The following is a 23,914-nucleotide window of genomic DNA, read 5'->3' as shown; positions in this document are numbered from 1 at the left end:
TCATCGGAGTGTTCATTGTAAATATTCTTATTCAATATTTTTAGTCAATTCATCTACTAATCAGTTAATAGGAGCGTGTAATTATGAAGGTCTCCTTATTCATTACCTGCCTCAGCGATGCCATCTATCCCCGAGTGGGGGAAGCCATGGTCAGATTGCTCGCCGCTCATGGCGTTCGGCTGGATTTCCCGCCGGTTCAGACCTGCTGCGGTCAGCCTTCCTACAATAGCGGGTACTGGGACGAGACTCGGATAGCGGCCAAGACGATTCTTGAAGCGTTTGACGATAGTGATTTTGTGGTCTGTCCATCCGGTTCGTGCACGTATATGATCCATCATTATCCCGAACTGTTCGCGGATGAACCGGTGTGGTTGGAGAAGGCAAAGCGATTGGAAGCCAAAGCCTATGAATTCACTCAATTCCTCGTTCAGGTACTCGGGATCACCGATCTGGGTGCACATTTTCCGCACAAAGTGACCTATCATCCATCCTGCCACGGCAGTCGTCTGCTGGGTGTGAAGGATGAGCCTATGGCGTTGCTCTCCCAAGTAAAGGGACTGGAGTTGGTTCCACTTCCGTTTGCTGAGGATTGCTGCGGTTTTGGGGGTACGTTTGCCATCAAAATGTCCGATATTTCAGGAGCGATGGTGACGGAGAAGGTTTATCATGTCAAAGAAACACAAGCCGAAGTACTCGTTGGGCTGGACATGGCCTGTCTGATGAATATTGCAGGTAATCTGCGTTATCGGAATGAACCGGTACGTGTAATGCATCTGGCGGAACTACTGTATGAGGGGGTGCGAACAGGATGAGTCAACCGGGAGTTATGGATACGACGGTCAAAGAACGTGCCGGACTGGCCTTGAATGATGATTTTCTGCGTAAAGCGGTGAAATTCACGACAGAACGATTGCGTAACGGGAAGAAATCTGCCTCAGAAGAACATGGAAACTGGGATGAGTGGCGGGAACGTGGCCGTCAGATTCGTCTGCATACGATTGCGCATCTGGATTATTATCTGAATGAATTTGTGAACAACGCTCGTGCGAACGGGGTCCATATTCATTTTGCAGATACATCGGTAGAAGCAGCGGCGATTGCACTCGATATTGCGGCTCACAAGCAGGCGTCTACGGTGGTAAAGTCCAAATCGATGGTGTCGGAGGAAGTACATCTGAATCATGTGCTGGAGTCGGCGGGCATTGAAGCTATCGAGACCGACCTGGGTGAATACATCATACAGTTGGCAGGTGAAGCCCCTTCTCATATTGTCATTCCAGCCATCCATAAGAATCGCTATCAGATCGCAGAGTTGTTATCCAAAGAGGCAGGTGAAATTCTGGAGCCGGACACAACGGTACTTGCCGGATTTGTTCGCAAAAAGCTGCGCGAGAAATTCCTGGAAGCGGATATCGGCATGACCGGCTGTAATTTCGCAATTGCGGAGACAGGTTCCATGGTATTGTTCGAGAATGAAGGCAATGCCCGTATGGTATCCACTGTTCCAAAAACACAGATAACACTCATGGGCATGGAACGGATCATTCCATCGTGGACGGATCTGGAGGTGATGGCAACCTTATTGCCTCGCTCCGCAACAGGTCAGAAACTGACGATGTACATGTCAGGTATCACAGGTCCTCGCCGTACAGCGGATGCGGATGGACCGGATGAAATGCACATTATAATCGTGGATAACGGTCGATCCCTTCAGCTCGGTGATCCCGAGTTTCAAGAACTGCTGAATTGTATTCGATGCGGTGCTTGTCTGAATGCTTGTCCGGTATATCGCCATATTGGGGGCCATGCCTATGGTGGCACCTATAGTGGACCGATTGGAGCGGTATTGACGCCTGCACTTAATGGCAACATTGATGAATGGAATGACATTGCGGGTGCTTCAAGTCTGTGTGGAGCCTGTTATGAAGCATGTCCAGTTAAAATTCCGCTACATGATATGCTCGTTTATCTACGCAGGCGTAAAGTGGAAGACGGTCATGGCAACAAGATGGAAAGTATGGGCATGAAGGGTTTTGCTGCTGTGGTATCCAATTCCAAACGCTTTAGTGCGGCCATCCGTCTGGGACAGATTGGGCAGAAGGCCGTTGTACGCAACAACGGCATCTCTCTCAAGCTGGGTCCACTTAAAGGCTGGAACAATTATCGGGTTGCGCCAAGTCTAGCCAAGAAATCCTTCCGGCAACAATGGTACAAGCTGGATCAGGAACTGAACGAGGAGCAACAAGACATGGATTCTTCCGTTCGCAGCCGTATGGAGCAGATTATTCGTGAACGAGAAGAAGGGGAGGGGAAGAAGCATGGTCACTGAACACCAGCAATGGCTCGCACAATTGGAGAAGAAGTCCATGGAGAAACAGGAGCAGTTCATGAATGACATTGCTTCGAAATTGAGAAGACCCCGGCAACGACATGCGCCGACCCAACCTTTTCGCGGAGCACCCGATTTTTGGACTGAATTGGAATGGGATGAAGAGAAGCGTATTCAAGCATTCTCCGATAATTTTGTGAGTGTAGGAGCCCACATTGCCCGGGTTCAGAACATGGAAGAAGTGTCTCAATTTATTGCGAACAAATCTCATGAACTGAGTGCGAAGTATATTATTCGTCAAAATGAAGAGGCCCTTGAGGATCTCTGTTTGGAAGCGCAGCTCCCAGATGTACAGATCTCAGTCTGGAATAGTCAAGCCGATGAGAACTGGAAGGCTCGTGCAGCTGAGGCTGATATCGGTGTGGTCATGGCGGATTATGCAACTGCATACACAGGCTCGGTTACTGTACTTTCTTCACCGGAAAAAGGTCGCTCGGTTAGTCTGTTGCCGACGGTACTCATCATCATTATTCCAGTAGACCGACTGTACACCAGACTGGGGGAGACGCTGGATCGATTTGACGAAGCGGGAAGAGAGAATCTTCCAGCAGGTATCCACTTTATTTCAGGGCCAAGCCGATCTTCCGATATTGAAAATGATTTAACCATTGGGGTACACGGACCAGGCATTGTATATGGTTTAATTATGGGTTAACGGTATGTCGAGTTTGATGGTACACCATGATGGGATAACTGTCCGAGAAACAGCTTTTGGCTGTGAGGGCAGTTTTTTTGATCTATCATAGGATAAAACTATTTAGTTTATAATTATTATATATTTCACCTATTACTAGCGGAGGTATATAATCCATCTCAAGAGAGAATTCATGTGAGATACGAAAAGAAAAAAAGAAAGAGGAAGGTGAGTCGAATGAGTATATTTTCTTACCAGGTTCCGTTCATGGATGGCCGCAAAGAAGATTTGTCTGCATTCAAAGGGAAAGTACTGCTAATTGTGAATACAGCAAGCCGGTGTAGTTACTCCCGCCAGTTCAGTGAACTTCAGCAGATGTACGAGAAATATCGTGAACAGGGGCTGGAGATTCTGGCTTTCCCATGTAATCAGTTTAACGAGAAAGAACCTGGCAGTAACACTGAGGTTGCAGAATATTGCAGAAGTCAGTTTCAGGTTTCCTTTCCGATTTTGGAGAAAGTTGAGGTTGTAGGGCAATCGATGCATCCGTTGTTCCGTTACCTGACTGAAATAGCGCCGTTTCAAGGCTATGATCTGGATACCCAAGAGGGACAGTGGATGGACACTTTTGTGAAAGAGAAGCATCCCGAATTGTACCGAGGAGACGGGATCAAGTGGAATTTCACCAAATTCCTGATCAACCGCAGTGGGAATGCTCATGGCCGATATGAAACGCCAATTGCTCCACCGGAGATGAAGTCGGTTATTCAGATTCTGTTGAAAGATTCATAGGTTTACCGCAATCACTGTCCTGAGGTCCTATGACTTTGGGACTGTTGAAGATTGGAACTGGAAATGTTAGGGTAAAAGAAGATAACGAGGTCATCCATTTTTTTTAATTAAAACTGACCAATATACCATTTTGGTCAGTTAGTTCTTCAACGTTTTAACGTTATCTGGATGAAATATGAAATTGTGCAAAAAATAACTTGAGTCTGTTGAATTGAAGGTTAAGTGCGATCCGAAGGTTAAGTGCAGTTTCGCATGTAATCCAGTCATTATTTTTAGTTGTAAAAACTCTTAAGTTGGAAAGAAGGAGTGAGCGTCATGCCACCAATTTCAGTGCCTCAACCGAAAACATTTGGCCCGCTGGGCAATTTGCCGCAATTGAACTTTGAAGAGCCGGTGCAATCGCTGGTGAAACTGGCTGAAGAATATGGTCCGATCTTTCGTATGGAATACCCGGGCCGGAGTGAATTGTATATTTCCGGTCGCGAACTGGTCGCCGAGGTAACGGATGAATCCAAATTCGACAAACGTGTGTGGGCACCCCTTGCGAAGGTTCGTGCTTTTGCAGGAGATGGACTATTCACGAGTTGGACCGAAGAACCGAATTGGAAAAAAGCCCATAACGTACTGCTGCCAAGTTTCAGTCAACGTGCCATGCAGGGATATCACAACAAAATGATTGATCTGGCGGTGCAGCTGGTTCAGAAATGGTCACGTTTGAACCCGGATGAGACGGTTAACGTTCCGGATGACATGACACGTCTTACACTGGACACGATTGGACTCTGTGGTTTCAACTATCGATTTAACAGCTTCTACCGGGAAGAACCACATCCATTCATTACGAGCATGGTTCGTGCGTTGGATGAATCCATGAGTTCATTGCAGCGACTGCGTCTGCAAGACAAGCTGATGATCACCAAAAAGAAACAGTTTGAACAGGATATCCGTTCCATGTTCTCGTTGGTGGATCACATTATTGCCGAGCGTAAAGAGAAACCGCAGGAAGGGGCAGATGATCTGTTGTCCCACATGCTCAGCGGCAAGGACCCGGAGACAGGAGAAACGCTGGATGATGAGAACATCCGTTATCAGATCATTACATTCCTGATTGCTGGACATGAGACCACAAGTGGACTGTTATCCTTCGCCGTTTATTATCTGATGAAGAATCCGGATACGCTGGCTAAAGCCCAAGCTGAGGTGGATCAGATACTGAAAGATCCGGTTCCCACGTACAACCAGGTTCGCAATCTGAAGTACGTTCGTATGGTTTTGAACGAAGCATTGCGGTTGTGGCCGACGGCCCCGGCATTTTCCCTATATGCAAAAGAGGACACAGTACTTTCGGGTCAATATCCGTTGCAAAAAGGCGACAGCGTCAGTGTGCTTATTCCCAAGCTGCATCGAGACCGAGAAGCATGGGGAGACGATGTAGAGGAATTCCGCCCGGAACGGTTCGAAGATCCGAGCAAAGTGCCGCATGATGCCTATAAACCTTTTGGTAACGGTCAACGGGCCTGCATTGGTCAGCAGTTTGCACTTCAGGAAGCAACGCTGGTACTAGGCATGGTGCTCAAGCATTTTGACTTCATCGATCATTCCGATTATCAGTTAAAGGTGAAAGAAACGCTGACGCTCAAACCGGATAACTTCACCATTCGTGTACGTGCACGTGGGGGGCAGCCAGTCATGGCCGTTCCGGGTGTAGGGGTCGAAGAACCAAAGCCAGTTGCCAAAAGAACAGAGCCGGATGCGGCCAATGCCCATCATACACCAATGCTTGTTCTGTACGGTTCCAATCTGGGTACCGCTGAAGGCATTGCTCGTGAAATTGCGGATACCGCCAGATATCAGGGTTTCCGGAGTGAGGTCGCTGCGCTGGATGATCGCGTTGGTAAACTGCCGAAGGATGGTGCCGTTATTATTGTCAGTGCATCCTATAATGGTCAGCCGCCAAGTAATGCCAAGATGTTTGTCGAGTGGATTGAACACGCCGATGCCAATGAATTCAAAGGGGTGCGTTTCGCCGTTCTTGGATGCGGTGACCAAAACTGGGCCAGCACCTATCAGCGTATTCCGCGTCTAATCGATGAACAGTTATCTTCCAGAGGAGCAGAGCGGTTATCACCGCTGGGTGAGTCAGATGCTAGCGGTGATTTCGAGAAGCAAGTGGGGGATTGGACAGAGCAATTATGGCCGGATCTCGCACGAACCATGGGACTTAAGCTAAATACAAGCTCCAATAGCGAACGCAGTTCACTATCTGTACAGTTTGTCAGCGGACTCGCCGTAACACCGCTTGCGGATACGTATGATGCACATGTGGCAGAAGTGCTCGAGAACAGAGAGCTTCACGACGCGGGAAGTGAACGTAGCACACGTCACCTGGAGATTAAATTGCCTGAAGGCATAACCTACAAGGAAGGGGATCATCTGGGTATTCTGCCACAGAACCCACCGGACCTGGTGGAACGTGTACTTCGTCGGTATGGATTTACGGGAACGGAGCATCTGGTTCTGGACGCATCGGGTCGGAGTGCGGCACATCTACCGCTACATCAACCGGTTAACTTGTATGACCTGCTCAGTCACAGCGTTGAGCTTCAGGAGGCGGCAACTCGTGCGCAGCTGAGAGAAATGGCAGCATACACCGTATGTCCACCGCATAAGAAAGAGCTTGAAGCACTGCTTGATGAATCTGTGTATATGGATGAAGTGCGCAATAAACGGATATCCATGCTGGATTATCTAGTGAAGTATGAGGCATGCGAACTGCCGTTTGAGCGCTTCCTTGAATTACTGCCTTCACTGAAAGCCAGATATTATTCGATCTCCAGTTCACCGCGTGTTCAGCCCGAGCAAGCGAGTATTACGGTCAGTGTAGTACGTGCACCGGCATGGAGTGGACAGGGAGAATACAGAGGTATCGCATCTAACTATCTGGCTAATCTGAAGTCAGGTGACGAGATCGTCATGTTCACGCGGACACCGGAATCCGGGTTCCAACTGCCGGAAGATGCACAGGTTCCTGTCATCATGGTAGGGCCGGGTACAGGCGTTGCCCCATTCCGTGGTTTTATACAAGCAAGACATGTGTTGAAGGAACAGGGTCAAGAGGTTGGCGAAGCCCATCTGTACTTTGGATGCCGGAATCCCGAGCATGATTATCTATACAAAAATGAATTGGAAGCAGCCCAACAAGAAGGGCTTGTCGAGCTTCATACGGCGTTCTCCCGAGTGAACGGGGAAGAGAAATGTTATGTACAGCATCTGATGAGAGACGATGCCCGGCATCTGATTCCTTTACTTGAAGAGGGTGCGCATCTGTATATCTGTGGTGATGGCAGCAAGATGGCACCTGATGTGGAAGCCACACTTCAGCAGGCATACGCTGAAATTCATGGCAAATCCGCGCAGGAAGCAGCAGATTGGCTTGATCAGCTTCAGCAGGAAGGTCGTTATGCCAAGGACGTATGGACAGGTATCTGATGTACACATGGAAGGGTCAGCCTGATCCGTAACTGACTGAGCGGTGAGATACAGAAGCAGTTCTGTTCTCACCGCTTTTTGACATAAAATGATTCTTCAGCAGAGGAGTGGTTGCATGGGGTATAATGAACTATTGGAAGGGAGCACCCGTATGCAAACGTGTGGGAACCATTGTATGGCTTGCGAAAAGAACCAGCTTTACTTCCGCCTGCAAGGTCGTCTCCGTTTTTTTCTTCCAGTGGCAGGTCGATAGATCGACTCGACGCTGGAGAGAGGGAATAGAATACGGGAAGGGACTCTGCCTTTTCCCTGAAGTTCAAGATAATCCAGTCCCACGCCCACCAGTCTGATATTGTTAAATGCATTCCAGGAAGGGAACGTCGTGCGGATTCCCACTCTGACGCCTCGCCGTGTTCGAGGAATATCGAATACCCGAATGGAATTCAGACTGAGTGGAATGAATAACTGACGGTTTACTTTGATAAATTGCTTTGGAAAGACACGACGAATACGTCCCGGTTCCAACCCGGAGAGTGGAGTATTCAGTTCTGCAAGGTGCCCCTGGAGTTCTGCCAGACGCTGCTGAAGTGTTTTTCCCGTATGGAGATGCTGCCAGCTCATAAGTATTCCTCCGTTCGCCATTTGTACCTAGTATATGAAGGAACGGGGTAGGAAGGTGTGCGTTTGATAGCCCATGTTCGTTACGGTTAACGGGGTTTCTTTTATAATAGAGGAGTGATTCACATGATCGTAGAAATGTATAAAGACCTCATTCAGGATGAGCGTGGCAATTATTATCTGGCAGTACAGATCGATGGCAATGAGCTTACACTCGTTAATGCATTCGTCGAAGCGGCATTCACACCTGAACTGATCTACAATGAAGAGTTCCGTGCCAAGCATAAGGAAATGGAAGGCGGGTTTGTAGGCAAAATTGCGATGGACCTGCTAAGACATGATGTGGTCATGGGGATGAAGCAAATTGACCGCAAACTGTTGAACCTCTCGGATGTAGAACAGCATTTCACGGTGAATTATATTGATACGATAGAATTTTATCGTCACCCGGCCTGGAACCGGAAAGTGTAGAAATAAAGAAATACAAGAGCGCAAGTGCAGGGCAGTAAGCCTTCGCAACTTGCGCTTTTTGTATAACAACAATTAACGATACGTAGGATGGATGATGCCAATATCACGCTCGGTTTTCAAATTGCCATCAGCATAACGCTGCATTTCATTTCCTTTGATCCGAATCGGAATGCGCTCTCCTTGGTAGAAGAGATCTCCCTCGACGGTGCGGACGCTCATTCCAATAACGGCTTCCAGATGTCCACTACGATCCGTCACCAGTCGAATCCCTGACGGGCCATCCAGATGAACTTTGCCTTCCAGATATACCGTCATGCGATCCGGAGTGTTGACCAATTCATATCCTACTCCAAGGACCTTACGGCTATAAGCCGTGTTGCCAGATACGACCTCACCATGATCCATATCGATGGGGAGCAGTCCGGTAAACCAGAGCTGATTCGATCCAACAGGCATAATTCCGCATAGTCGCTCCACATAATCGAGGAGACAGAGGATGGAGGGTGAGTAAGTCTCGGTAAAACCTTGTTCTCCGGTCCACGGGCTGAGTACCTGACCAAATCGCTTATCTTTGGACAGAGCGGACAAGATAGGCTGCATTACCCAGGTTAGCTCCACATATCGATGATGATACTCAAATGCGTGTGGTGCCCGAATCAGACTCAGGAAATTGGATGCCCCTCCCCAGCTGTTATAGGAGGAAAAGGGATCAAATCGGGGATCATCCATTGAAATCGATGTAAAAGGATATTTAGCGAAAAACTTGCTTGTATTCAACAAGTACCGACGCAGTAGATGATCGAACAATTCACGGTCGCCCACCTCGCAGGCCATCACGCGGAGCAACACATCAGATTGCACTCTGACCAATTCGTCATTGCGATCCCGATCATAGAAGAACATATCCTGTTCGTCGTAACAATAACGGAAGAGACTTTCCAGGCTGGATTCGGCTTTTGCTTTCCAATCCGTTCCTGATTCCCCCAGTTCTTCAGCTATGCGGGACAGATACATGCGCTGACAATAGATATTGGCGGTCAGATCCGGTGCCAGAAAAGGCAGAATCGGAGAATCCCGGTGGTAGGCAGAAGCATCATTCATATAAGGTGTATCCGGAACATGCCAGAAGCGGGGGGATAAGTCATGTCCGGTGTCAAACGTACTGAAGGCCTCTACACAGCCGGTCCTTCGGGTATTACGGTGGCGTGCAATCCATTCATCGTAACGAACCATGGCCTTATACATGGTATTCAGGAAAGGTGACTTCTTACCATGATTGTCATGAAGCTGATAGTGGTTCCATACACTGCGTGCCAGTGGAGTTACTAACTGGATTTGCCGGAAAGAAGGACCGTTTACCGTAAGTTTATACGGAAGCAATCCATCATCTCTTTGCTGCTCGGTTAATGCGAGGTACGTTGTTTCGGATACGGAAGGCAGCAGACGAGACAGCAGCTCCGCGTTGATGGTACCTGTACTCTCTAACCAACATCCCAGATAAATGCCACCTTCTTGTAAAATGGGATCTCTGTCTCCCATGGGCAGGATGCAAGCAAGCAATTTCTCCACTGCCGCATAATACGTAGCTTCCATTCGTCCGCCCGATGCTGCAAACCGGACACCCGACGCATGCCATTCCTGTAATAACTGCTGATCTTCCGGTTTAACTGGCTGAACTTGATCCATGATCGACATGTTGCGTAGACGATTCAGTATCTCTTCTGTCATATGTTCCTCCTCACAGCTTCTGCTTATTGATTCGACTCAAAGATGCGAACGGTCCCGTTATAGAAGTCGGAGACAGCCTGCTCCACACTTTTTCGTCCAAATCCGATCTCCTGATTCGTCGTCTGAGCTAACTTGGAGAACTCTGCAAATCCCGGCGGGTTGTAGCTTACGTCAAAAGGTTCAGTCTTCGTAGCTTCGGAGACAAGGCTCGTATAGTTATAGACAATCTCTTCCACAGGACCTGCACCTTCCTGAAGAAGATTACGATTGGCTTCCGTAACGGGCACGCCGCGGTCATTACCGAGAATTTTGGCTGCTTCCGGATCATGAATCCAGAAGTCCATTAACATTGCCACTTCCTTGGGATGTTTGGTATTGGCATACCCGGATAATCCCTGACTCGACTCAAATACAACACCCGTTCCCTTAGGACCTCGTGGTACAGGGAGAAGAACCAAAGGATCTTCCGTCAAGCTCTGGAATGCAGCGAGCTGGTTGGATGGCAGTAGAGTCATGGCTGCTTTGCCTGTGATCAACAGGGATTTACTGGTATCATCATGCGGGTTGGAAACCTGCAATTCCGGTGTGACTACACCGCCGGATGCCGAAGTCTTTTCCCAATACTGGAACCATTCCAGAATGTCTTCCTTGGTGAATCCGAGTGTGCCGTTTTTCATGTCATATAGCTGTTTACCCCGTTGTTTCAGAAAAATATCCATTCCATCGACGGTAAAATTGTACGTTCCATAGAAGCCGTCTCCGAGCTTGTCGGACAACTCCTTGCTAATGGCGGCATAGTCCGCCCAGTCCCAATCCGAAGCTGGCAAAGGCACGCTGGCTTTCTCAAAGAGTGCCTTGTTAACAACAATTCCCCGTGCGTTGGCACCGGCAGAAATATGTTGCAGCTTCCCGTCGAGACGTCCGTATTCGATCATCGTTTCATCCATACCATCCAGATTCAGTTCGTTGCCAACATATGGGTCCAGGTTGAGCAGGACATCTTTTTTGGCATAATCAACGACATTTCCACCGAGGAAAAAGATATCCGGTGCTGTGCCTGATGCCAACTGAGTATTCAGCTTGTCGAAATATCCAGAGGAGGGCGCAAATTCACCTGAAATTTTAATATCCGGATGTTTCGCCTGAAAGATCTTCAGGGCTTCATTCGTAATATCTGCCCGTTTCTGGTCACCCCACCACATGATGCGCAGTTCGACCTGTCCGCCCTCGGTAGTTCCAGTATCATTAGCATTGCTTGCGTCATTAGCACCCGTATGGTCTGTTCCGGAGCAAGCGGTTACAAATAACAAAAGTGAAGTGATCATACCGATCATGAAACGTTTGAACATGGTAAATCCCCCTGACTATGGATAATGAGAAACGTGTTGTTACTTCAGACCTGTTGTCGCAATGCCTTCAAGGAAATATCGCTGAAACAGTAAAAAGATAATAGTCACGGGAAGCAGTGACAGGGTGGACATGGCGAGCAATGCGCCCCAATCGGATTGTCCTGAGGGATCAAAGAGAGACCGGATGCCCAGTTGCACGGTGAACAGATCAATTTTGCTCAGGTAGATCATCTGGCTGAAAAAGTCATCCCAGCTCCACAGGAAGGTGAAGATCGCTGTTGTAATCAGTGCCGGAACGAGCAGAGGCACTACGATTCGGAAAAAGATCTGTGATTGCCCGCAACCGTCAATGGTTGCACTCTCGTCCAGCTCTCGCGGTATACCGCGTATGAATTGAACCATGAGCAAGATGAAGAAGGAATCCTGCGCGAGCCACTTAGGCAGAATCAGCGGGAAATACGTATTAATCCATTGAAGCTCATTATAGAGAATGTACTGGGGCACCAGAGTAACATGGTAAGGCAACATAATCGTGATCAACATCATGCTGAACCACAGGCCTTTGAATCTGAATTTCAATCTGGAGAAGGCGAAGGCTGCGAGGGAACAGGAGATCACATTACCCAGCACACTCATGACCGAGATCAGCACGGAGTTGCCGAAGAAACGGCCGAAAGAGATGCCCTGCAGACCTTTCCAGCCATTAATATAGTGCTCCAGCGTGAAGCTGGTTGGGAAAAGACTGCCACTGGTGAAAATGAGATGGTTCGGTTTAAACGAACTGAGGATTAACCATAGTACTGGATATAACATCAGCAGACCGAAGAGTATAATGGCAGTATGTCTCCCGGCCTGAACCAGTTGTCGTTTGATTGGCATATGCATTACCTCCCCTCCTGATTATCCCCGTAGAACACCCAAAATCGGGATGTAACAAAGACGATTGCGGTGAATACTCCGATAATGACCAACATGATCCAAGCCAGAGCCGAAGCATAACCCATATCAAAGAACGAGAAACCTTTCAGATACAGATACAAGGTATAGAACATTGTTGCGTCAAGTGGGCCTCCGCGACCATCCCCGATCACGTAAGCGGGTGTAAACGCCTGGAATGAATTGATCATGCTCATGATCAGATTAAAAAAGATAACGGGGGAGAGCATGGGCAGGGTGATTCCAAAAAATTGACGTATCTTTCCCGCTCCATCGACATCGGAAGCTTCATACAAGTCTGCCGGGATCTGTTTCAGACCCGCAAGAAAGATAACCATGGCAGATCCGAATTGCCACACGGATAGCGTGATTATGGTATAGACTACATAGTCCGGATGCGCAATCCAGGATGGTCCCGAGATACCAAACCAGCTTAAAAACTGATTGACCAATCCATTCCCCTCAAAAAGTTGCCGCCAGACGATTGCGATCGCGACGCTCCCGCCCAAGAGGGAAGGGATGTAATATACGGTTCGGTAAATGCCGAGGGCTCGAATTCCCTTGTTCAACGCCATTGCCACCAGTAGAGCAAAGGCAAGCCTTAGGGGAACGGATAAAAAGACATAATAAAATGTCAGCCCCAGGGACCTGCGAAAGGTATCGTCCTCGGTAAAGATGTGAACATAGTTGCTAAGTCCAGTCCAAGTCGGTGATGACAGCAGATTGAATTTGGTCATGGATAAGTATAGGGACGCAATCATCGGTCCCAGTGTCAGACAGAAGAGTCCGATCAGCCAGGGCAGAAGAAACAAGTAGGCTGTGGTATTCTGCTGACCGTATAAGGGCTTGGTCTGTTTTTTCATCATGTGCCTCCCTTCTGCATGGATAAAATTCATGGTTACCCACTGTGAATCCGCTTACAACATGCGGCGTTCACTTGGTAACCACATCATACCGGGGAAGGGGAGATGCTTGAATCTTATTTCTTCGGATCATGGTTATCGATTTTTTCGGAATGCTGCAACCGATAGTCTGAAGGACTCATGTTGAACATTCTTTTGAATTTCGAACTGAAATAACTTGGGGAACTGAAACCTGTCAGCTCAGTAATATCCCATACGGTTAATTGGGTATCCTTTAGGAGTTGCAGGGCATGTTTCATCCGAACGCCCGTCACATATTGAACAAAAGAGGTACCTGCCCCTTCCTTAAACAATTCGGAGAAATAGGTAGGGTAATAGTTGAATCGTTCAGCGAGTAACGTCAACGTGAGCTCCTGCATATAGTTCTCTTCGATATATCGCTTGGCTGACTCTATAACCGTTCCATCCCCATTTTCCGAAGGAAGTTGTCGACCCAGGAAGTCTTGAGCCCATTGCATTAATAAGCGTTCTGCTTGATCTGGCGTCTTAAGCCACAGTATCCATTCCGGGGCCATAGGATAATCCATCAACAGTGAAATTTGAAAAATACTTCGTGTCATTCGGGAGGAAGAGAGCTGGAATGCCTCGTGAATCTCCTTGTGGATGATGCTGCGGAAGGAGTCCAGTTCCCCACGAATGAGGCAGCGATGCAGCGTACGTATCGTTTCTTCAGGCAGTAATGGACTATAGTCTGTTCCTGCCTGAGGGTTCAGCCCGCTGCCAGCCCGTTCAGCTGAATTCCAAGCCAGAAGAGAATGGATATAACCTTCTTTCCAGTGCTCAAGTCTAGATACAGATCGTCCAATCCCAACCCTAATATTTATGGAAAAAACGGATGCCGTAAGTTCCGCGAGCTGCTGGATGAATTCGTGTTGAACACCGTCTGGTGTCATGAAATGCATGATCCCTGCGTGTGCCGGATCATGAAATACCTGGACAATGTCTGAATCAGACTGGGCGATTTCATAACATACCATCTCAAAAGGAAGATGCATGTGCTCGTGTAAGCGATCTTCTCGAAGATCCTGCTTGTCCGAGTGACTTATACTCGCGGTGATGAAACAGACCTTCTGATCCTGCCATGATTCGAGATGGAACAATCTCAGCCGTTCTGGCATGGAGGAAGGCGGTAGGCGATTGCCTTTGACGAGATCAAGAAGAAAACGTTCCTTCATTTCCCGGTAATACTGAGAGAGTCGCCATTGCAACAATTCGGAATCGCCTCGCAATTTACGTTGTTCATCCAGATCCGCTTTGATTTTGCCTAAAGTGGCTTTTAATTCATCCCGGGTTACAGGTTTCAGTAAATAATCCATGACCTGGCTACGGACACCTGCTCTGGCATATTGAAAATCTTCATAACCCGTAATAATGATAATCTGAATGGAAGGGTTATAACTGCGACAGACATCCAATAATCGGACGCCATTCATGACAGGCATATTCATATCGGTAATCAGCAAGTCAAAATGTTCAGATTGTAAAAGTTCATCCGCTTCGATTCCGTTAGACGCTTCTCCTGTTATGGCAAAGCCCATGCCGTGCCAATCGACTTTCAATTTCAACCCTTCGCGAACTTCAATCTCGTCATCTGCGATTAATACGTTGTACATCATATTCCTCCTGTACGGGTAGAGTCAGTTCAATACATGCGCCACTGCTCTCATCGTTCATCATATGAACCGTGAACAAGGCACCATAATGCAGGCGGCAACGAGCAATCACATTGCCAAGTCCAATATGCCAGCCTTCATTAAGCAATATGGATTCCAATGAGGGGGAAGCATCAGGGTGATGCATTTTATGGATTATCTCTGCTGGAATACCCGGTCCGTTGTCTGAAACGCGGATATGCAGACGATCATACAGCCGGTTGATCCGTATTTGGACCTGAGCTGTTGTCTGATGCTGGAAGCTGTATTTCACTGCATTTTCAATAAGTGGCTGTAGTATAAACTTGATGATGACCAAGGCGTTCAGTGTGCCTTCCTTTGTTATCGAAATGTTGAGCTTATGACCGAAACGAGTCTGTAAGATGGAGATATAACGCTGCACATAATCCAGTTCTTCGGTTAGGGGAACAAGATCATCATTGGTGTTAATGGAAAAGCGCATCATTTTTCCCAAATCCTCAATGACCTGAACCGTATCATCCGTTCTACGCTGAATGGCAAGACTGCTTACCAGCTCCAAGGTATTAAACATAAAATGTGGATTAATCTGTATGAGAAGTGCTTTATACTCTGCTTGCTGGCGAAGCAGCTTCAACTTGAACTCATTCTGGATATGCTGTCTCAGCTGACTGATCATATAACGGAAGGTAAAGATGACATAACTGATCTCACTCTTTAGATTTTTATCTGGAGGCAGAAGTGAATCCGCTTGGTCAAAAGCACCTCGTTGAACCTGTCTCATCGCCAGCACCAGTCTGGTCAAAGGTTTGGTTACACCGTGGGATAACCATGCAGCCGCCAAGAGGGAGACCAGAATCAGGACCATTGTCACCACCACAATCGTGCTTTGGAGCTTATGGAGAGAGAGATACATTTCCTTTTCAGGTGCCAGACCCGCCAACATCCAGCCGGTACGCCCCAGTTTCTTGAAAACAAGGATGTCTCGCTGTCCTTCATGGTTAGTGAGGTATGCCACACCAGATTTGAGTGGGCTGTTTCGAAACCGATCGATCTCTGCGGTAGCTACAGCACCTAACGCGTCTACCTGCTGTGACAGAATGGGATCTCCTTGCTCACCCAGTAGAAAAATAGTGCTATTCTCCGCCAGATGTATACGCCGGAGCGGTTCCAGAAAGTAGGATTCACTGACATTCACTTTCATGACATTCTGCGCTGTAGCATGATGAAAGGTGCCAATGGGCATCAGCAGACTGACCACCGGATTGCCATGATCTCTGACACGTTCATGCTGATCGGTGTGTGCAGGTAACCAGCGTTCCCCCAATGTATAGAAATTCGTGTACCAGGATTCTTGTACAAAGGCGGGGTCATATGCTACCTGATTCTCGCTGCCAATTCGTAGCCCATTCCGGCGATAGATGGATACATCCGAGATACTGGTATAACTGTTGGTTGCCTGAGTGAGGAAACGGCTCATCGCGAGGTTGGCTAGCATCTTTTCTCCTTCCGGAAGGTTAGGATCACTGATCGCGTTATCCCAGTTCTTGCCCATATCACTATTGAAAACAAGTGAGGCAACATCATAGATTTGCATCTGTACCATGTCTACGTATGAACCGTATTCCTCCATTTTCTCAAGAGCAGAGGATTCAATATAAGAGCGAATGACCGTGCGAGATTCTTTGAAGAGCAGGTAGGAGAGTGTACCAAAAGCGAGGACAAACAGGACAACGATAAAGGCAATCAGGCGGTTTTTTAAAGAGAAGAACATGAATTTCCTCCTTCTACCGGGTAAACTTGCGTGCAGAGTATTTATAAAAATATAAAAAAGACTGCGTGATAGGCGCAGCCTTTAAATGAAATTAATAATATAGTGCAGATCTGGGAGACTTAGAAACGAACCAGATTATTGACGTTGACAGGCAAACCCGTGGCGATGGCGCGATTGGCCGCAATGCCCGTCAGAATGGATCTGGCACCGTCCACATGATTGGCTGCGCGATGGAACGGATCTTCTACAGGCTCTCCGAACAGATCATTCAGCAGCACTGGGTCACCACCGCCGTGTCCACCTGCTTTTTCCTCCACTTCAACCTCATATGGCGCACCGAACATCGGAAGGACCCGCAACGTTTTACCGATCAGAGCACCTTCCTTACTTTTGTCACCTAATGAATTGACATAGGATTGCTCCACAATGTTCATCTCAATCCGGCCTTTGGTGCCGTTAATGGCAATACGGTAACCTTCCCATGGCTGATAGGCAACGAGGGAGTACGTCAGAATGGCTTTGCTCCGATACTTCACAAGTACACCCATCGTATCCTCAATGTTAATGCCATCCCCAAATACGCTCTGATCCCGCTGATAACCATCTTCTGATTCGGCATCCAGATACATGGACTTCATATGAGCATCCGAATCCAAATGCAGTGCAAAAGGATCTTCCTTCGCGATCGGGTTACCGGTTGCTCGATTGTAGAACTGCGTTACACCGCGTTCTTCTGCGTTTTCTCTACCGTAAAACATCAGATCACCGAATGCAAACACGGTCTCCGGTTGCGAGCCGATCCAGAAATTCACCAAATCGAAGTGATGGGTGGATTTGTGCACGAGCAGTCCGCCGCTGTTACGCTTGTCCCGATGCCAACGGCGGAAATAATCTGCCCCGTGGCGGGTATTCAGCAGCCATTCAAAGTGAACGGAAGTGACTTTCCCGATGGTATCATCCAGAATAAGTTCCCGAATCTTCGTATGGTGCGGCGCATAACGGTAGTTAAAGGTGACTCTGACATTCTGGCCAGTCCGCTTGACGGCATCCAGGATGTCTTGGCATTTCTCCTCATCGATCGTCATTGGTTTCTCGGTGACAACGTCACAACCCAGTTCCATCGCGCGAATGATGTACTTGTGATGGGTACGGTCAACACTGGTTACGATGACATAGTCAGGCTTCTCGTTCTCAATCATCTGATCAAACTGATCCGCAGGATAGGTGGGTACCTCGGGATAATCGTACTTTTCCTTCAGCAATTGATTCGCGTAGTTCATGCGGACTTGATTTATATCACAAAAGCCGACAAGCTCGGAAGTATCCCTGTAATCCCGGGTTAATGCACCATAAAAGAATTCGGCGCGGCCGCCGGTTCCGACTAATACATAACGTTTCTTGTTACTCATGTCTATCGCCTCCTTGAATATAGCTTTAGACTATAACAAGGGAGTACTTCTTTCGCCGCATTTTATGCGTAACCGCTTTCAAATGCCGCATATTTTGCTATAATTTATGGAAAGGAGAGAGGCCGACATGACAGAACCTTTCAGTGCAGATTTTCATGATCCCACGGATTTATTACATATTGAATATGATCGTCGCATTGGATACTTCTCGATGACGGATGACCACCTCCATGATCATTATGAGTTGTATTACCTGTTGTCTGGCGAGCGTATCTATTTCATTAGGGATCGGACCTACCGGGTAAAGGCTGGCGATTTGGTGTTTGTTGACCGGAATACGGTGCATAAGACCTTGGAAAGTGGCATGCCCGACCATGAGCGGATGGTGCTATATTTAAAGCCTGAGCTTTTTGCAGCCATGGCTATTTCAACGGAGTTAGTTGAAGCCTTGAAGGAGCCCTTCTGCTGGGAGATTCCTATTATAAGGTTTCCTTCACAGGTCACGGAGGTTTTGGAGCGGATGGTGAGCGAAATGGTCGATGAGATGCTTCGTCCTCAACCGGGAAGCAACCTATTGCTTCGTCACCGGGCTATTGAATTGTTGCTTCATGCCCATCGTAATCAGCATCTGGGCAGGTTATGCTCCGATGATCGTGAGCCGGTTCTTCATCCCAAGACACAGGTCGTTGTTCGTTACCTGAATGAGAATTATCAGAAGCCACTGACACTACCGGAGGTGGCGGGTATGTTTCGCATTAGTCCGCATTATCTGAGTCGATTGTTCAAACAAACGACGGGCTTTACCTTCAGTGATTATCTGAATCTGTTACGGGTGAAGGAAGCACAGCGTTTGTTGCGGGAAAGTGAGGCATCCATTACGGATATCGCCTGGCTTGCGGGATTCAGTAACTTCTCTCATTTTGGCAAGATGTTCAAGCGTACTGTTCAGGTATCACCAAGAGTCTATAGGCAGGAATACAAGGAATCGGGTTCCGTGAGGACCGTAAAAGAGGGAGAGAATATACGATGATTGAAGCAAAATTAAATGAACTGGGGATCATTTTACCACAGGCCAGCGCGCCCGCAGCAAAATATGCCAATGCTGTTATTGTCAATGGAATCATGTACGTATCCGGTAAAGGACCAGATATCCCCGAACGTGGCAAACTGGGATCAGACTTCACAACTGAGCAGGGATATGATTTTGCCCGGAATGCCGGACTGGAGGTGCTCGCTGTCGTTCGAGATGTGCTGGGTTCACTGGATCGGGTGAAGAGAGTCGTTAAAGTACAGGGTTTTATCAATGCGGCCGCTTCGTATCAGGAGCATCATAAAGTGCTGAATGGATTCTCGGATCTGATGATGGAGGTATTTGGGGATCAGGGGGTACACGCTCGTTCGGTATTCGGTGCCGTATCTGTGAGAGACAATTTGCCCTTGATCATTGATTCCATATTTCAGGTAGAGGAGTAGATCTAACCATGACAGAATCGTCGTCATTTAATCCAATTATGCTAACGATTCCCGAGAGCTTCCAAACGGAACGCCTCACGATTCGTGCCCCGCAGTGGGGGGACGGTGCGGCAATCAATGAAGCGGTCCGTGAAAGTGCGGAGCAGCTGCGGTTGTGGTTACCTTTTGCGGAGAAGATCCCTTCATTGGAAGAGTCTGAAGTGATGGTTCGCAAAGCAAGACTGAAATATCTGGAGCGTACCGACCTGATGCTTCATCTGCGAGACAGACATACGGATGAATTGGTAGGCAGCAGCGGGTTACATCGCATCGACTGGAATGCACGTTGTTTCGAAATTGGTTACTGGATTCGAACTTCACGAGTTGGTGAGGGGTTGATGACGGAAGCAGTGAAAGGCATTGAGCAATTTGCCATTACGCATCTGGAGGCGAACCGCCTGGAAATCCGCTGTGATGCGCGAAATGTGCGAAGTGCCAAAGTAGCTGAAAGGGCGGGTTATACGTTGGAAGGCACACTCCGTAAGATGCGGCGGAATAGTACAGGTACGCTGGTCGATTATATGGTTTTCTCTAAAGTCAGAGGAATTGAGTTCGAATAAAAGGGCGGGTAGATAATGGAGCGAATTGGCCAGGGAAGAACTGCGGAAATCTATGCGTATTCGAACGAGCATATTATGAAGTTATATCGAATGGATTTTCCATTCGAAGCAGTCCAAAATGAATTTAGAATAAGTGAGTTGGCTTACAAAAAAGGACTACCCGTCCCACAAGCAATATCCTTGATAGAACATACTACGTCACGTGCTGGCATTGTTTTTGAGCGAATCCAGGGGATTACCCTGTTATCCCTTATCATTCAGCAACCGGAGTTACTAGAGCAGCTGGCGTTTAAAATGGCTGACTGCCATTACAGACTTCATTGCGAGCGAGATGATGAAGGGATACTCCCCTCACAGAAGCAGATTTTAACTGGAGCGATTCACAATGTTCGACTATTGTCGGAAGACGATCAAGCGAGAGTCCTTTCTTACTTAACAACATTGCCTGATCGACAGCAGATCTGTCATGGCGATTTTCACCCCGATAATGTTATGCTCAGTGATGCTGGCGATCAATACTGGGTTATCGATTGGATGACTGGTATGTCAGGAGATCCTGCGGGTGATGTGGCTCGAAGCTGGGTAATATTAATGAGTGCCACATTGCCGGAAGATACAGAGCCAGTTATACGAATGGGTTTTGAAAAGGCTCGTGAATCGCTGGTCGAATTTTACATCCATCATTATATGCAACTATCCGGGATTCCCCGGGAAGCAATAGAGTCATGGATGCTGCCAGTTGCTGCCGCGCGTCTTGACGAGGATTTGCCTGCTCAAGAGGTGGAACAGCTGCTCAAGTTGGTTCAGGAACGACTTCGGCTGTTATAAAAGTTAACTTTAAGATTATTTACACAGACACTACGTTGACAGGTAGGGTAGAGAACGAGAGGGGACTAGTTCATGCTGCATTCATTAAAGGCCATACAATCATACAAGTCAGGTAACACGCCGGAAGCCCAGCAGCCATGGCTGCAACTGCTGGCAGCAGCAGAGCAGCCCCATATTAACCTCGAACGCATTCATTCCATCGCGGAACTTGAGGGCACGAATCCGGTGCTGGATTACACCGAGCGTACGCTGCACGTGCTGGAGAAGCTTCAGGTTTCTTTTTGGGTGCGAGAAGTTCTGGAGGACGTATTAATCTGGGCTGAGACGGCGAAGGCCGGATCACGGGAGCAGCGGCGGGTATGGCAAAAGCAGGGCGTCAACCTGTTTGTGCACAATGTGGGGTCCGCCCAGTTATATGATCTATACGCAGGGCCAGAGCACCTGGATAACGACGGTAAGATCAAGGAGACGAGTATCAATCAACACGGATCTCCGAGTGGTGCCTATAGCAAGAGTACAGATATAAGCGAGCATGATACGTTGACTTCACACTCACCAAGACATGAGATTATACGTACACTAATTGCTACGCATGGACTTATTGGTCAATACATACGCGGTGAGATTCCATTTGCCGAGAATGCGCCGCTTCACGCTTTGGTCGTCAAAGGATGGCTTACTACAGATGAACTTCACACCGTATTGATGGCATTAAATGAGTGCATTATTGCAGGCGTTGATCCGGCGTTATGGATTCAGGTTCATGCTGAGGTACAGCGAATTGTAGGCTGGATTATCGCTGGGCCTGATCATGAGGACTGGAGCGTGATGGAACGGTTATCCCGCTTGAGAAGTTCATCCATTCGGCAGGGAGAAGTAATGGATACGGCTTACGCCAAGCTCCAAACGGAACTGGATGTAGAACAGGCACTGGCTCCGCTGGCTCATCGTACGCTGTGGTATGTAGAGTCAGCCATGCAGGATTTTTCGCTGCAAGAGATGGTGAAAGTATTCCTGTTGACGCTTCGCAGCGAAGGTATGAATCCCACATCCATGGAGGGCCGATCTGAAATCGTTCGCCATATCAGCTTTGAACCATTGATGAATACGATGTATTACGACTACAAGGGCGTCAAGAAACTTAATATTTACAAGAAACGAATGATTGAAAAATATTTGGAACAGTATACATGGGAACAGATTGCTGCAGGGGAGCAGATCGTCTATCCCCATCTAACTCATCGCATTGAACGTCATGCGGATCTGCCGGATACATTATTTGTGACCTTCGAATTTTCTCCAGCGGCGGAGAAGCTGATTGCATTCTGTATTGAAGCGGAAAAGTCGCCTTTATATGAGAAGGCTGTATTGCTGTTATTTGACCTGTTCGGATTGCGTCGGGATGCCTATGACCGGTTCCATAATGAAGAGACGTATTTGTCCGATATGAACAGCTCCGGTGATTATAAAAAAGTACTGCTCGATTATATCGTCGGTAAACGGGTACTAGATATTGGTCCGGGCGGAGGAATTCTGCTGGATCTGATTGAGCAGGAAAAACCGGAAGTGGAGCCGATCGGTATCGATATCTCAGCCAATGTCATTGAAGCGCTGGAGCGCAAAAAACAGCGTGAAGGACATCGCTGGCAAGTCATGAAGGGCGATGCCCTGCAACTGGAGCAATATGTGCAGCCAGGCACAGTGGATACGGTTATTTTCTCATCCATTCTGCATGAGTTATATTCATATATTGAACTGGACGGTCGAAGATTTAATTCCGATACGGTTGTGGCAGCGCTGAGAAGTTCATTCCGTGTGCTGTCACCTGGCGGAAGAATTCTGATTCGGGATGGCATCATGAGTGAACCGGAGGCACAAAAGCGCCGGATTCGTTTCCTGGAACCGGATGGCATGCGCTGGCTGGAGCGGTATGCAGAGGATTTTCAGGGACGTGCAATTCAATATGAACGGCTCTCCAACAATGAGGTTGTGTTGCCAATCAACGATGCGATGGAATTTCTCTACACTTATACCTGGGGTGAAGAGGCATATGTGCATGAGATTCAGGAACAGTTCGGTATTTTTACACCGACCGACTATAAGAACTGTATTCTAGAAGCGATAGGCGAACAAGCTGAGATGATCACCTTCGAACACTTCCTTCAGGAGGGGTACACAGAAGCACTCGGAGAACGAATTATCTTCATGGACGAAGATGGTGAACCTGCGCCTTTGCCAGATAGTACCTGCCTGATTGTCATTGAGAAGAAAGGGTTGGTGGATGGAGGATGAGCGAAACCAGTACGGTTTTGTATTTTGTCAGACATGCGGAGTCTCGGTATGTTGCAGGACAAGAGCGCGAGCGTGGGCTGACAGAGCAAGGTCATCAAGATGCGGGGACGGTTGCCAGTCTGCTCCATGAGGAGCAGATTCAACTGTTCTATTCCAGCCCTTACAGGCGAGCGGTGGATACAATTCAGATTCTGGCAGATCGGTCAGGTGGAATTGTGCTGACAGAGGAAGATCTGCGCGAACGCCAGTTGTCGAGTTCGGATGTGAAGCATGATAATTTTCGTGAAGCCAAGCAACGATTGTACCGCGACCCCACGTATGCATATCCTGGAGGAGAGTCTGGTGAGCAGGCTCGCTCAAGGGCAGTAGCGGTGATCGATCAAATTCTGGATAAACATGCCGGTCACAAGGTAGTCATCGGAACACATGGAGATGTAATGACGCTTATTTTACAACATTATGATTCTTCCTACGGTTATGACTTCTGGGAAAGTACTACGATGCCGGATATCTATAAGTTGGAGTTTGACGAAACGTACAAGTTGGTCCAGGTAACACGATTGTGGGAGTAACAGGTTA

General features: G+C 47.9%; 20 protein-coding genes. 12 read left to right on the top strand and 8 right to left on the bottom strand.

Annotation, left to right across the window (positions count from 1 at the left end; all coding sequences use genetic code 11):
* Positions 1 to 83 precede the first annotated feature (83 nt).
* The 5 genes from MHH93_RS05610 (at position 84) to MHH93_RS05590 (ending at position 7,304) form a co-directional block, all read left to right on the top strand.
* Entirely contained in the window at positions 84 to 812 is a 729-nt protein-coding gene (locus MHH93_RS05610; protein ID WP_500053171.1) for a (Fe-S)-binding protein, read from the top strand.
* Positions 809 to 2,329, top strand: a complete 1,521-nt coding sequence (locus MHH93_RS05605; RefSeq protein ID WP_500053170.1) for a LutB/LldF family L-lactate oxidation iron-sulfur protein — start codon at positions 809 to 811, stop codon at positions 2,327 to 2,329. Before MHH93_RS05610 ends, MHH93_RS05605 begins: the two co-directional genes overlap by 4 nt.
* Positions 2,319 to 3,044, top strand: a complete 726-nt coding sequence (locus tag MHH93_RS05600) for a LutC/YkgG family protein (protein WP_500053169.1) — start codon at positions 2,319 to 2,321, stop codon at positions 3,042 to 3,044. Before MHH93_RS05605 ends, MHH93_RS05600 begins: the two co-directional genes overlap by 11 nt.
* 216 nt (positions 3,045 to 3,260) lie before the next feature.
* Positions 3,261 to 3,815: a glutathione peroxidase gene (locus MHH93_RS05595; RefSeq protein WP_500053168.1), complete on the top strand. Its 555-nt coding sequence runs from the start codon at positions 3,261 to 3,263 to the stop codon at positions 3,813 to 3,815.
* Between the two features lie 315 nt (positions 3,816 to 4,130).
* Positions 4,131 to 7,304, top strand: coding sequence for a bifunctional cytochrome P450/NADPH--P450 reductase (locus tag MHH93_RS05590; protein ID WP_500053167.1), 3,174 nt, complete (start codon positions 4,131 to 4,133; stop codon positions 7,302 to 7,304).
* Between the two features lie 198 nt (positions 7,305 to 7,502).
* Here the strand turns inward: MHH93_RS05590 and MHH93_RS05585 are convergent, their stop codons facing one another.
* Entirely contained in the window at positions 7,503 to 7,925 is a 423-nt protein-coding gene (locus MHH93_RS05585) for a hypothetical protein (protein WP_500053166.1), read from the bottom strand.
* 123 nt (positions 7,926 to 8,048) lie between these two features.
* Between MHH93_RS05585 and MHH93_RS05580 the strand changes: the two genes are divergently transcribed.
* The gene (locus MHH93_RS05580) at positions 8,049 to 8,393 is read left to right on the top strand and encodes a hypothetical protein (RefSeq protein ID WP_500053165.1); all 345 of its coding nucleotides are present in this window, start codon (positions 8,049 to 8,051) and stop codon (positions 8,391 to 8,393) included.
* A gap of 72 nt (positions 8,394 to 8,465) precedes the next feature.
* Here MHH93_RS05580 and MHH93_RS05575 read toward each other — a convergent pair whose 3' ends face one another.
* The 7 genes from MHH93_RS05575 to MHH93_RS05545 form a co-directional block, all read right to left on the bottom strand.
* On the bottom strand, positions 8,466 to 10,121 hold the full coding sequence (locus MHH93_RS05575) for an MGH1-like glycoside hydrolase domain-containing protein (RefSeq protein WP_500053164.1): 1,656 nt from the start codon (positions 10,119 to 10,121) through the stop codon (positions 8,466 to 8,468).
* Positions 10,122 to 10,144: 23 nt separating this feature from the next.
* Positions 10,145 to 11,470, bottom strand: a complete 1,326-nt coding sequence (locus tag MHH93_RS05570) for an ABC transporter substrate-binding protein (RefSeq protein WP_500053163.1) — start codon at positions 11,468 to 11,470, stop codon at positions 10,145 to 10,147.
* A 39-nt stretch (positions 11,471 to 11,509) separates the two neighbouring features.
* Positions 11,510 to 12,349, bottom strand: coding sequence for a carbohydrate ABC transporter permease (locus MHH93_RS05565; RefSeq protein ID WP_500053162.1), 840 nt, complete (start codon positions 12,347 to 12,349; stop codon positions 11,510 to 11,512).
* 5 nt (positions 12,350 to 12,354) lie between these two features.
* Positions 12,355 to 13,269: a carbohydrate ABC transporter permease gene (locus MHH93_RS05560; protein WP_091016954.1), complete on the bottom strand. Its 915-nt coding sequence runs from the start codon at positions 13,267 to 13,269 to the stop codon at positions 12,355 to 12,357.
* Positions 13,270 to 13,385: 116 nt separating this feature from the next.
* Positions 13,386 to 14,945, bottom strand: coding sequence for a response regulator transcription factor (locus MHH93_RS05555; protein ID WP_500053161.1), 1,560 nt, complete (start codon positions 14,943 to 14,945; stop codon positions 13,386 to 13,388).
* Positions 14,917 to 16,734 (bottom strand): sensor histidine kinase, encoded by a 1,818-nt coding sequence (locus MHH93_RS05550; protein WP_500053160.1) that lies wholly within the window; start codon positions 16,732 to 16,734, stop codon positions 14,917 to 14,919. Before MHH93_RS05550 ends, MHH93_RS05555 begins: the two co-directional genes overlap by 29 nt.
* Before the next feature lie 119 nt (positions 16,735 to 16,853).
* A complete protein-coding gene (locus MHH93_RS05545) occupies positions 16,854 to 18,143 on the bottom strand; it encodes a Gfo/Idh/MocA family oxidoreductase (RefSeq protein WP_500053158.1) in 1,290 nt (429 codons plus the stop codon).
* Positions 18,144 to 18,270: 127 nt separating this feature from the next.
* Between MHH93_RS05545 and MHH93_RS05540 the strand changes: the two genes are divergently transcribed.
* The 6 genes from MHH93_RS05540 to MHH93_RS05515 all read left to right on the top strand — a co-directional run bounded on the left by MHH93_RS05540 (position 18,271) and on the right by MHH93_RS05515 (position 23,907).
* A complete protein-coding gene (locus MHH93_RS05540; protein WP_500053157.1) occupies positions 18,271 to 19,173 on the top strand; it encodes an AraC family transcriptional regulator in 903 nt (300 codons plus the stop codon).
* The gene (locus MHH93_RS05535) at positions 19,170 to 19,616 is read left to right on the top strand and encodes a RidA family protein (RefSeq protein ID WP_500053156.1); all 447 of its coding nucleotides are present in this window, start codon (positions 19,170 to 19,172) and stop codon (positions 19,614 to 19,616) included. Before MHH93_RS05540 ends, MHH93_RS05535 begins: the two co-directional genes overlap by 4 nt.
* Positions 19,617 to 19,624: 8 nt before the next feature.
* A complete protein-coding gene (locus tag MHH93_RS05530; protein ID WP_500053155.1) occupies positions 19,625 to 20,215 on the top strand; it encodes a GNAT family N-acetyltransferase in 591 nt (196 codons plus the stop codon).
* A gap of 15 nt (positions 20,216 to 20,230) precedes the next feature.
* The gene (locus MHH93_RS05525; protein WP_500053154.1) at positions 20,231 to 21,043 is read left to right on the top strand and encodes a phosphotransferase family protein; all 813 of its coding nucleotides are present in this window, start codon (positions 20,231 to 20,233) and stop codon (positions 21,041 to 21,043) included.
* Positions 21,044 to 21,115: 72 nt separating this feature from the next.
* Positions 21,116 to 23,335 carry a class I SAM-dependent methyltransferase gene (locus tag MHH93_RS05520; protein ID WP_500053153.1) on the top strand — a complete coding sequence of 740 codons (2,220 nt, stop codon included), beginning with the start codon at positions 21,116 to 21,118 and terminating at the stop codon, positions 23,333 to 23,335.
* Entirely contained in the window at positions 23,332 to 23,907 is a 576-nt protein-coding gene (locus tag MHH93_RS05515) for a histidine phosphatase family protein (RefSeq protein ID WP_500053152.1), read from the top strand. Before MHH93_RS05520 ends, MHH93_RS05515 begins: the two co-directional genes overlap by 4 nt.
* The last annotated feature ends 7 nt before the right edge of the window (positions 23,908 to 23,914 follow it).

The organism is Priestia sp. FSL H7-0729 (assembly GCF_038005685.1).
Taxonomy (GTDB): Bacteria; Bacillota; Bacilli; order Paenibacillales; family Paenibacillaceae; genus Paenibacillus.
The sequence above is the reverse complement of the archived record's forward strand: the minus strand, read 5'-3'. Positions and strand labels throughout refer to the sequence as shown.

Bases quoted from the DNA above. Each gene is read 5' to 3' on its own strand.
- MHH93_RS05575 (WP_500053164.1), bottom strand. From the start codon at position 10,121: ATGACAGAAGAGATACTGAATCGTCTACGCAACATGTCGATCATGGAT.
- MHH93_RS05570 (WP_500053163.1), bottom strand. From the start codon at position 11,470: ATGTTCAAACGTTTCATGATCGGTATGATCACTTCACTTTTGTTATTT.
- MHH93_RS05590 (WP_500053167.1), top strand. From the start codon at position 4,131: ATGCCACCAATTTCAGTGCCTCAACCGAAAACATTTGGCCCGCTGGGC.
- MHH93_RS05515 (WP_500053152.1), top strand. From the start codon at position 23,332: ATGAGCGAAACCAGTACGGTTTTGTATTTTGTCAGACATGCGGAGTCT.
- MHH93_RS05610 (WP_500053171.1), top strand. From the start codon at position 84: ATGAAGGTCTCCTTATTCATTACCTGCCTCAGCGATGCCATCTATCCC.
- MHH93_RS05550 (WP_500053160.1), bottom strand. From the start codon at position 16,734: ATGTTCTTCTCTTTAAAAAACCGCCTGATTGCCTTTATCGTTGTCCTG.
- MHH93_RS05555 (WP_500053161.1), bottom strand. From the start codon at position 14,945: ATGATGTACAACGTATTAATCGCAGATGACGAGATTGAAGTTCGCGAA.
- MHH93_RS05605 (WP_500053170.1), top strand. From the start codon at position 809: ATGAGTCAACCGGGAGTTATGGATACGACGGTCAAAGAACGTGCCGGA.
- MHH93_RS05560 (WP_091016954.1), bottom strand. From the start codon at position 13,269: ATGAAAAAACAGACCAAGCCCTTATACGGTCAGCAGAATACCACAGCC.
- MHH93_RS05585 (WP_500053166.1), bottom strand. From the start codon at position 7,925: ATGAGCTGGCAGCATCTCCATACGGGAAAAACACTTCAGCAGCGTCTG.
- MHH93_RS05580 (WP_500053165.1), top strand. From the start codon at position 8,049: ATGATCGTAGAAATGTATAAAGACCTCATTCAGGATGAGCGTGGCAAT.
- MHH93_RS05600 (WP_500053169.1), top strand. From the start codon at position 2,319: ATGGTCACTGAACACCAGCAATGGCTCGCACAATTGGAGAAGAAGTCC.
- MHH93_RS05545 (WP_500053158.1), bottom strand. From the start codon at position 18,143: ATGAGTAACAAGAAACGTTATGTATTAGTCGGAACCGGCGGCCGCGCC.
- MHH93_RS05535 (WP_500053156.1), top strand. From the start codon at position 19,170: ATGATTGAAGCAAAATTAAATGAACTGGGGATCATTTTACCACAGGCC.
- MHH93_RS05520 (WP_500053153.1), top strand. From the start codon at position 21,116: ATGCTGCATTCATTAAAGGCCATACAATCATACAAGTCAGGTAACACG.
- MHH93_RS05540 (WP_500053157.1), top strand. From the start codon at position 18,271: ATGACAGAACCTTTCAGTGCAGATTTTCATGATCCCACGGATTTATTA.
- MHH93_RS05525 (WP_500053154.1), top strand. From the start codon at position 20,231: ATGGAGCGAATTGGCCAGGGAAGAACTGCGGAAATCTATGCGTATTCG.
- MHH93_RS05530 (WP_500053155.1), top strand. From the start codon at position 19,625: ATGACAGAATCGTCGTCATTTAATCCAATTATGCTAACGATTCCCGAG.
- MHH93_RS05595 (WP_500053168.1), top strand. From the start codon at position 3,261: ATGAGTATATTTTCTTACCAGGTTCCGTTCATGGATGGCCGCAAAGAA.
- MHH93_RS05565 (WP_500053162.1), bottom strand. From the start codon at position 12,349: ATGCCAATCAAACGACAACTGGTTCAGGCCGGGAGACATACTGCCATT.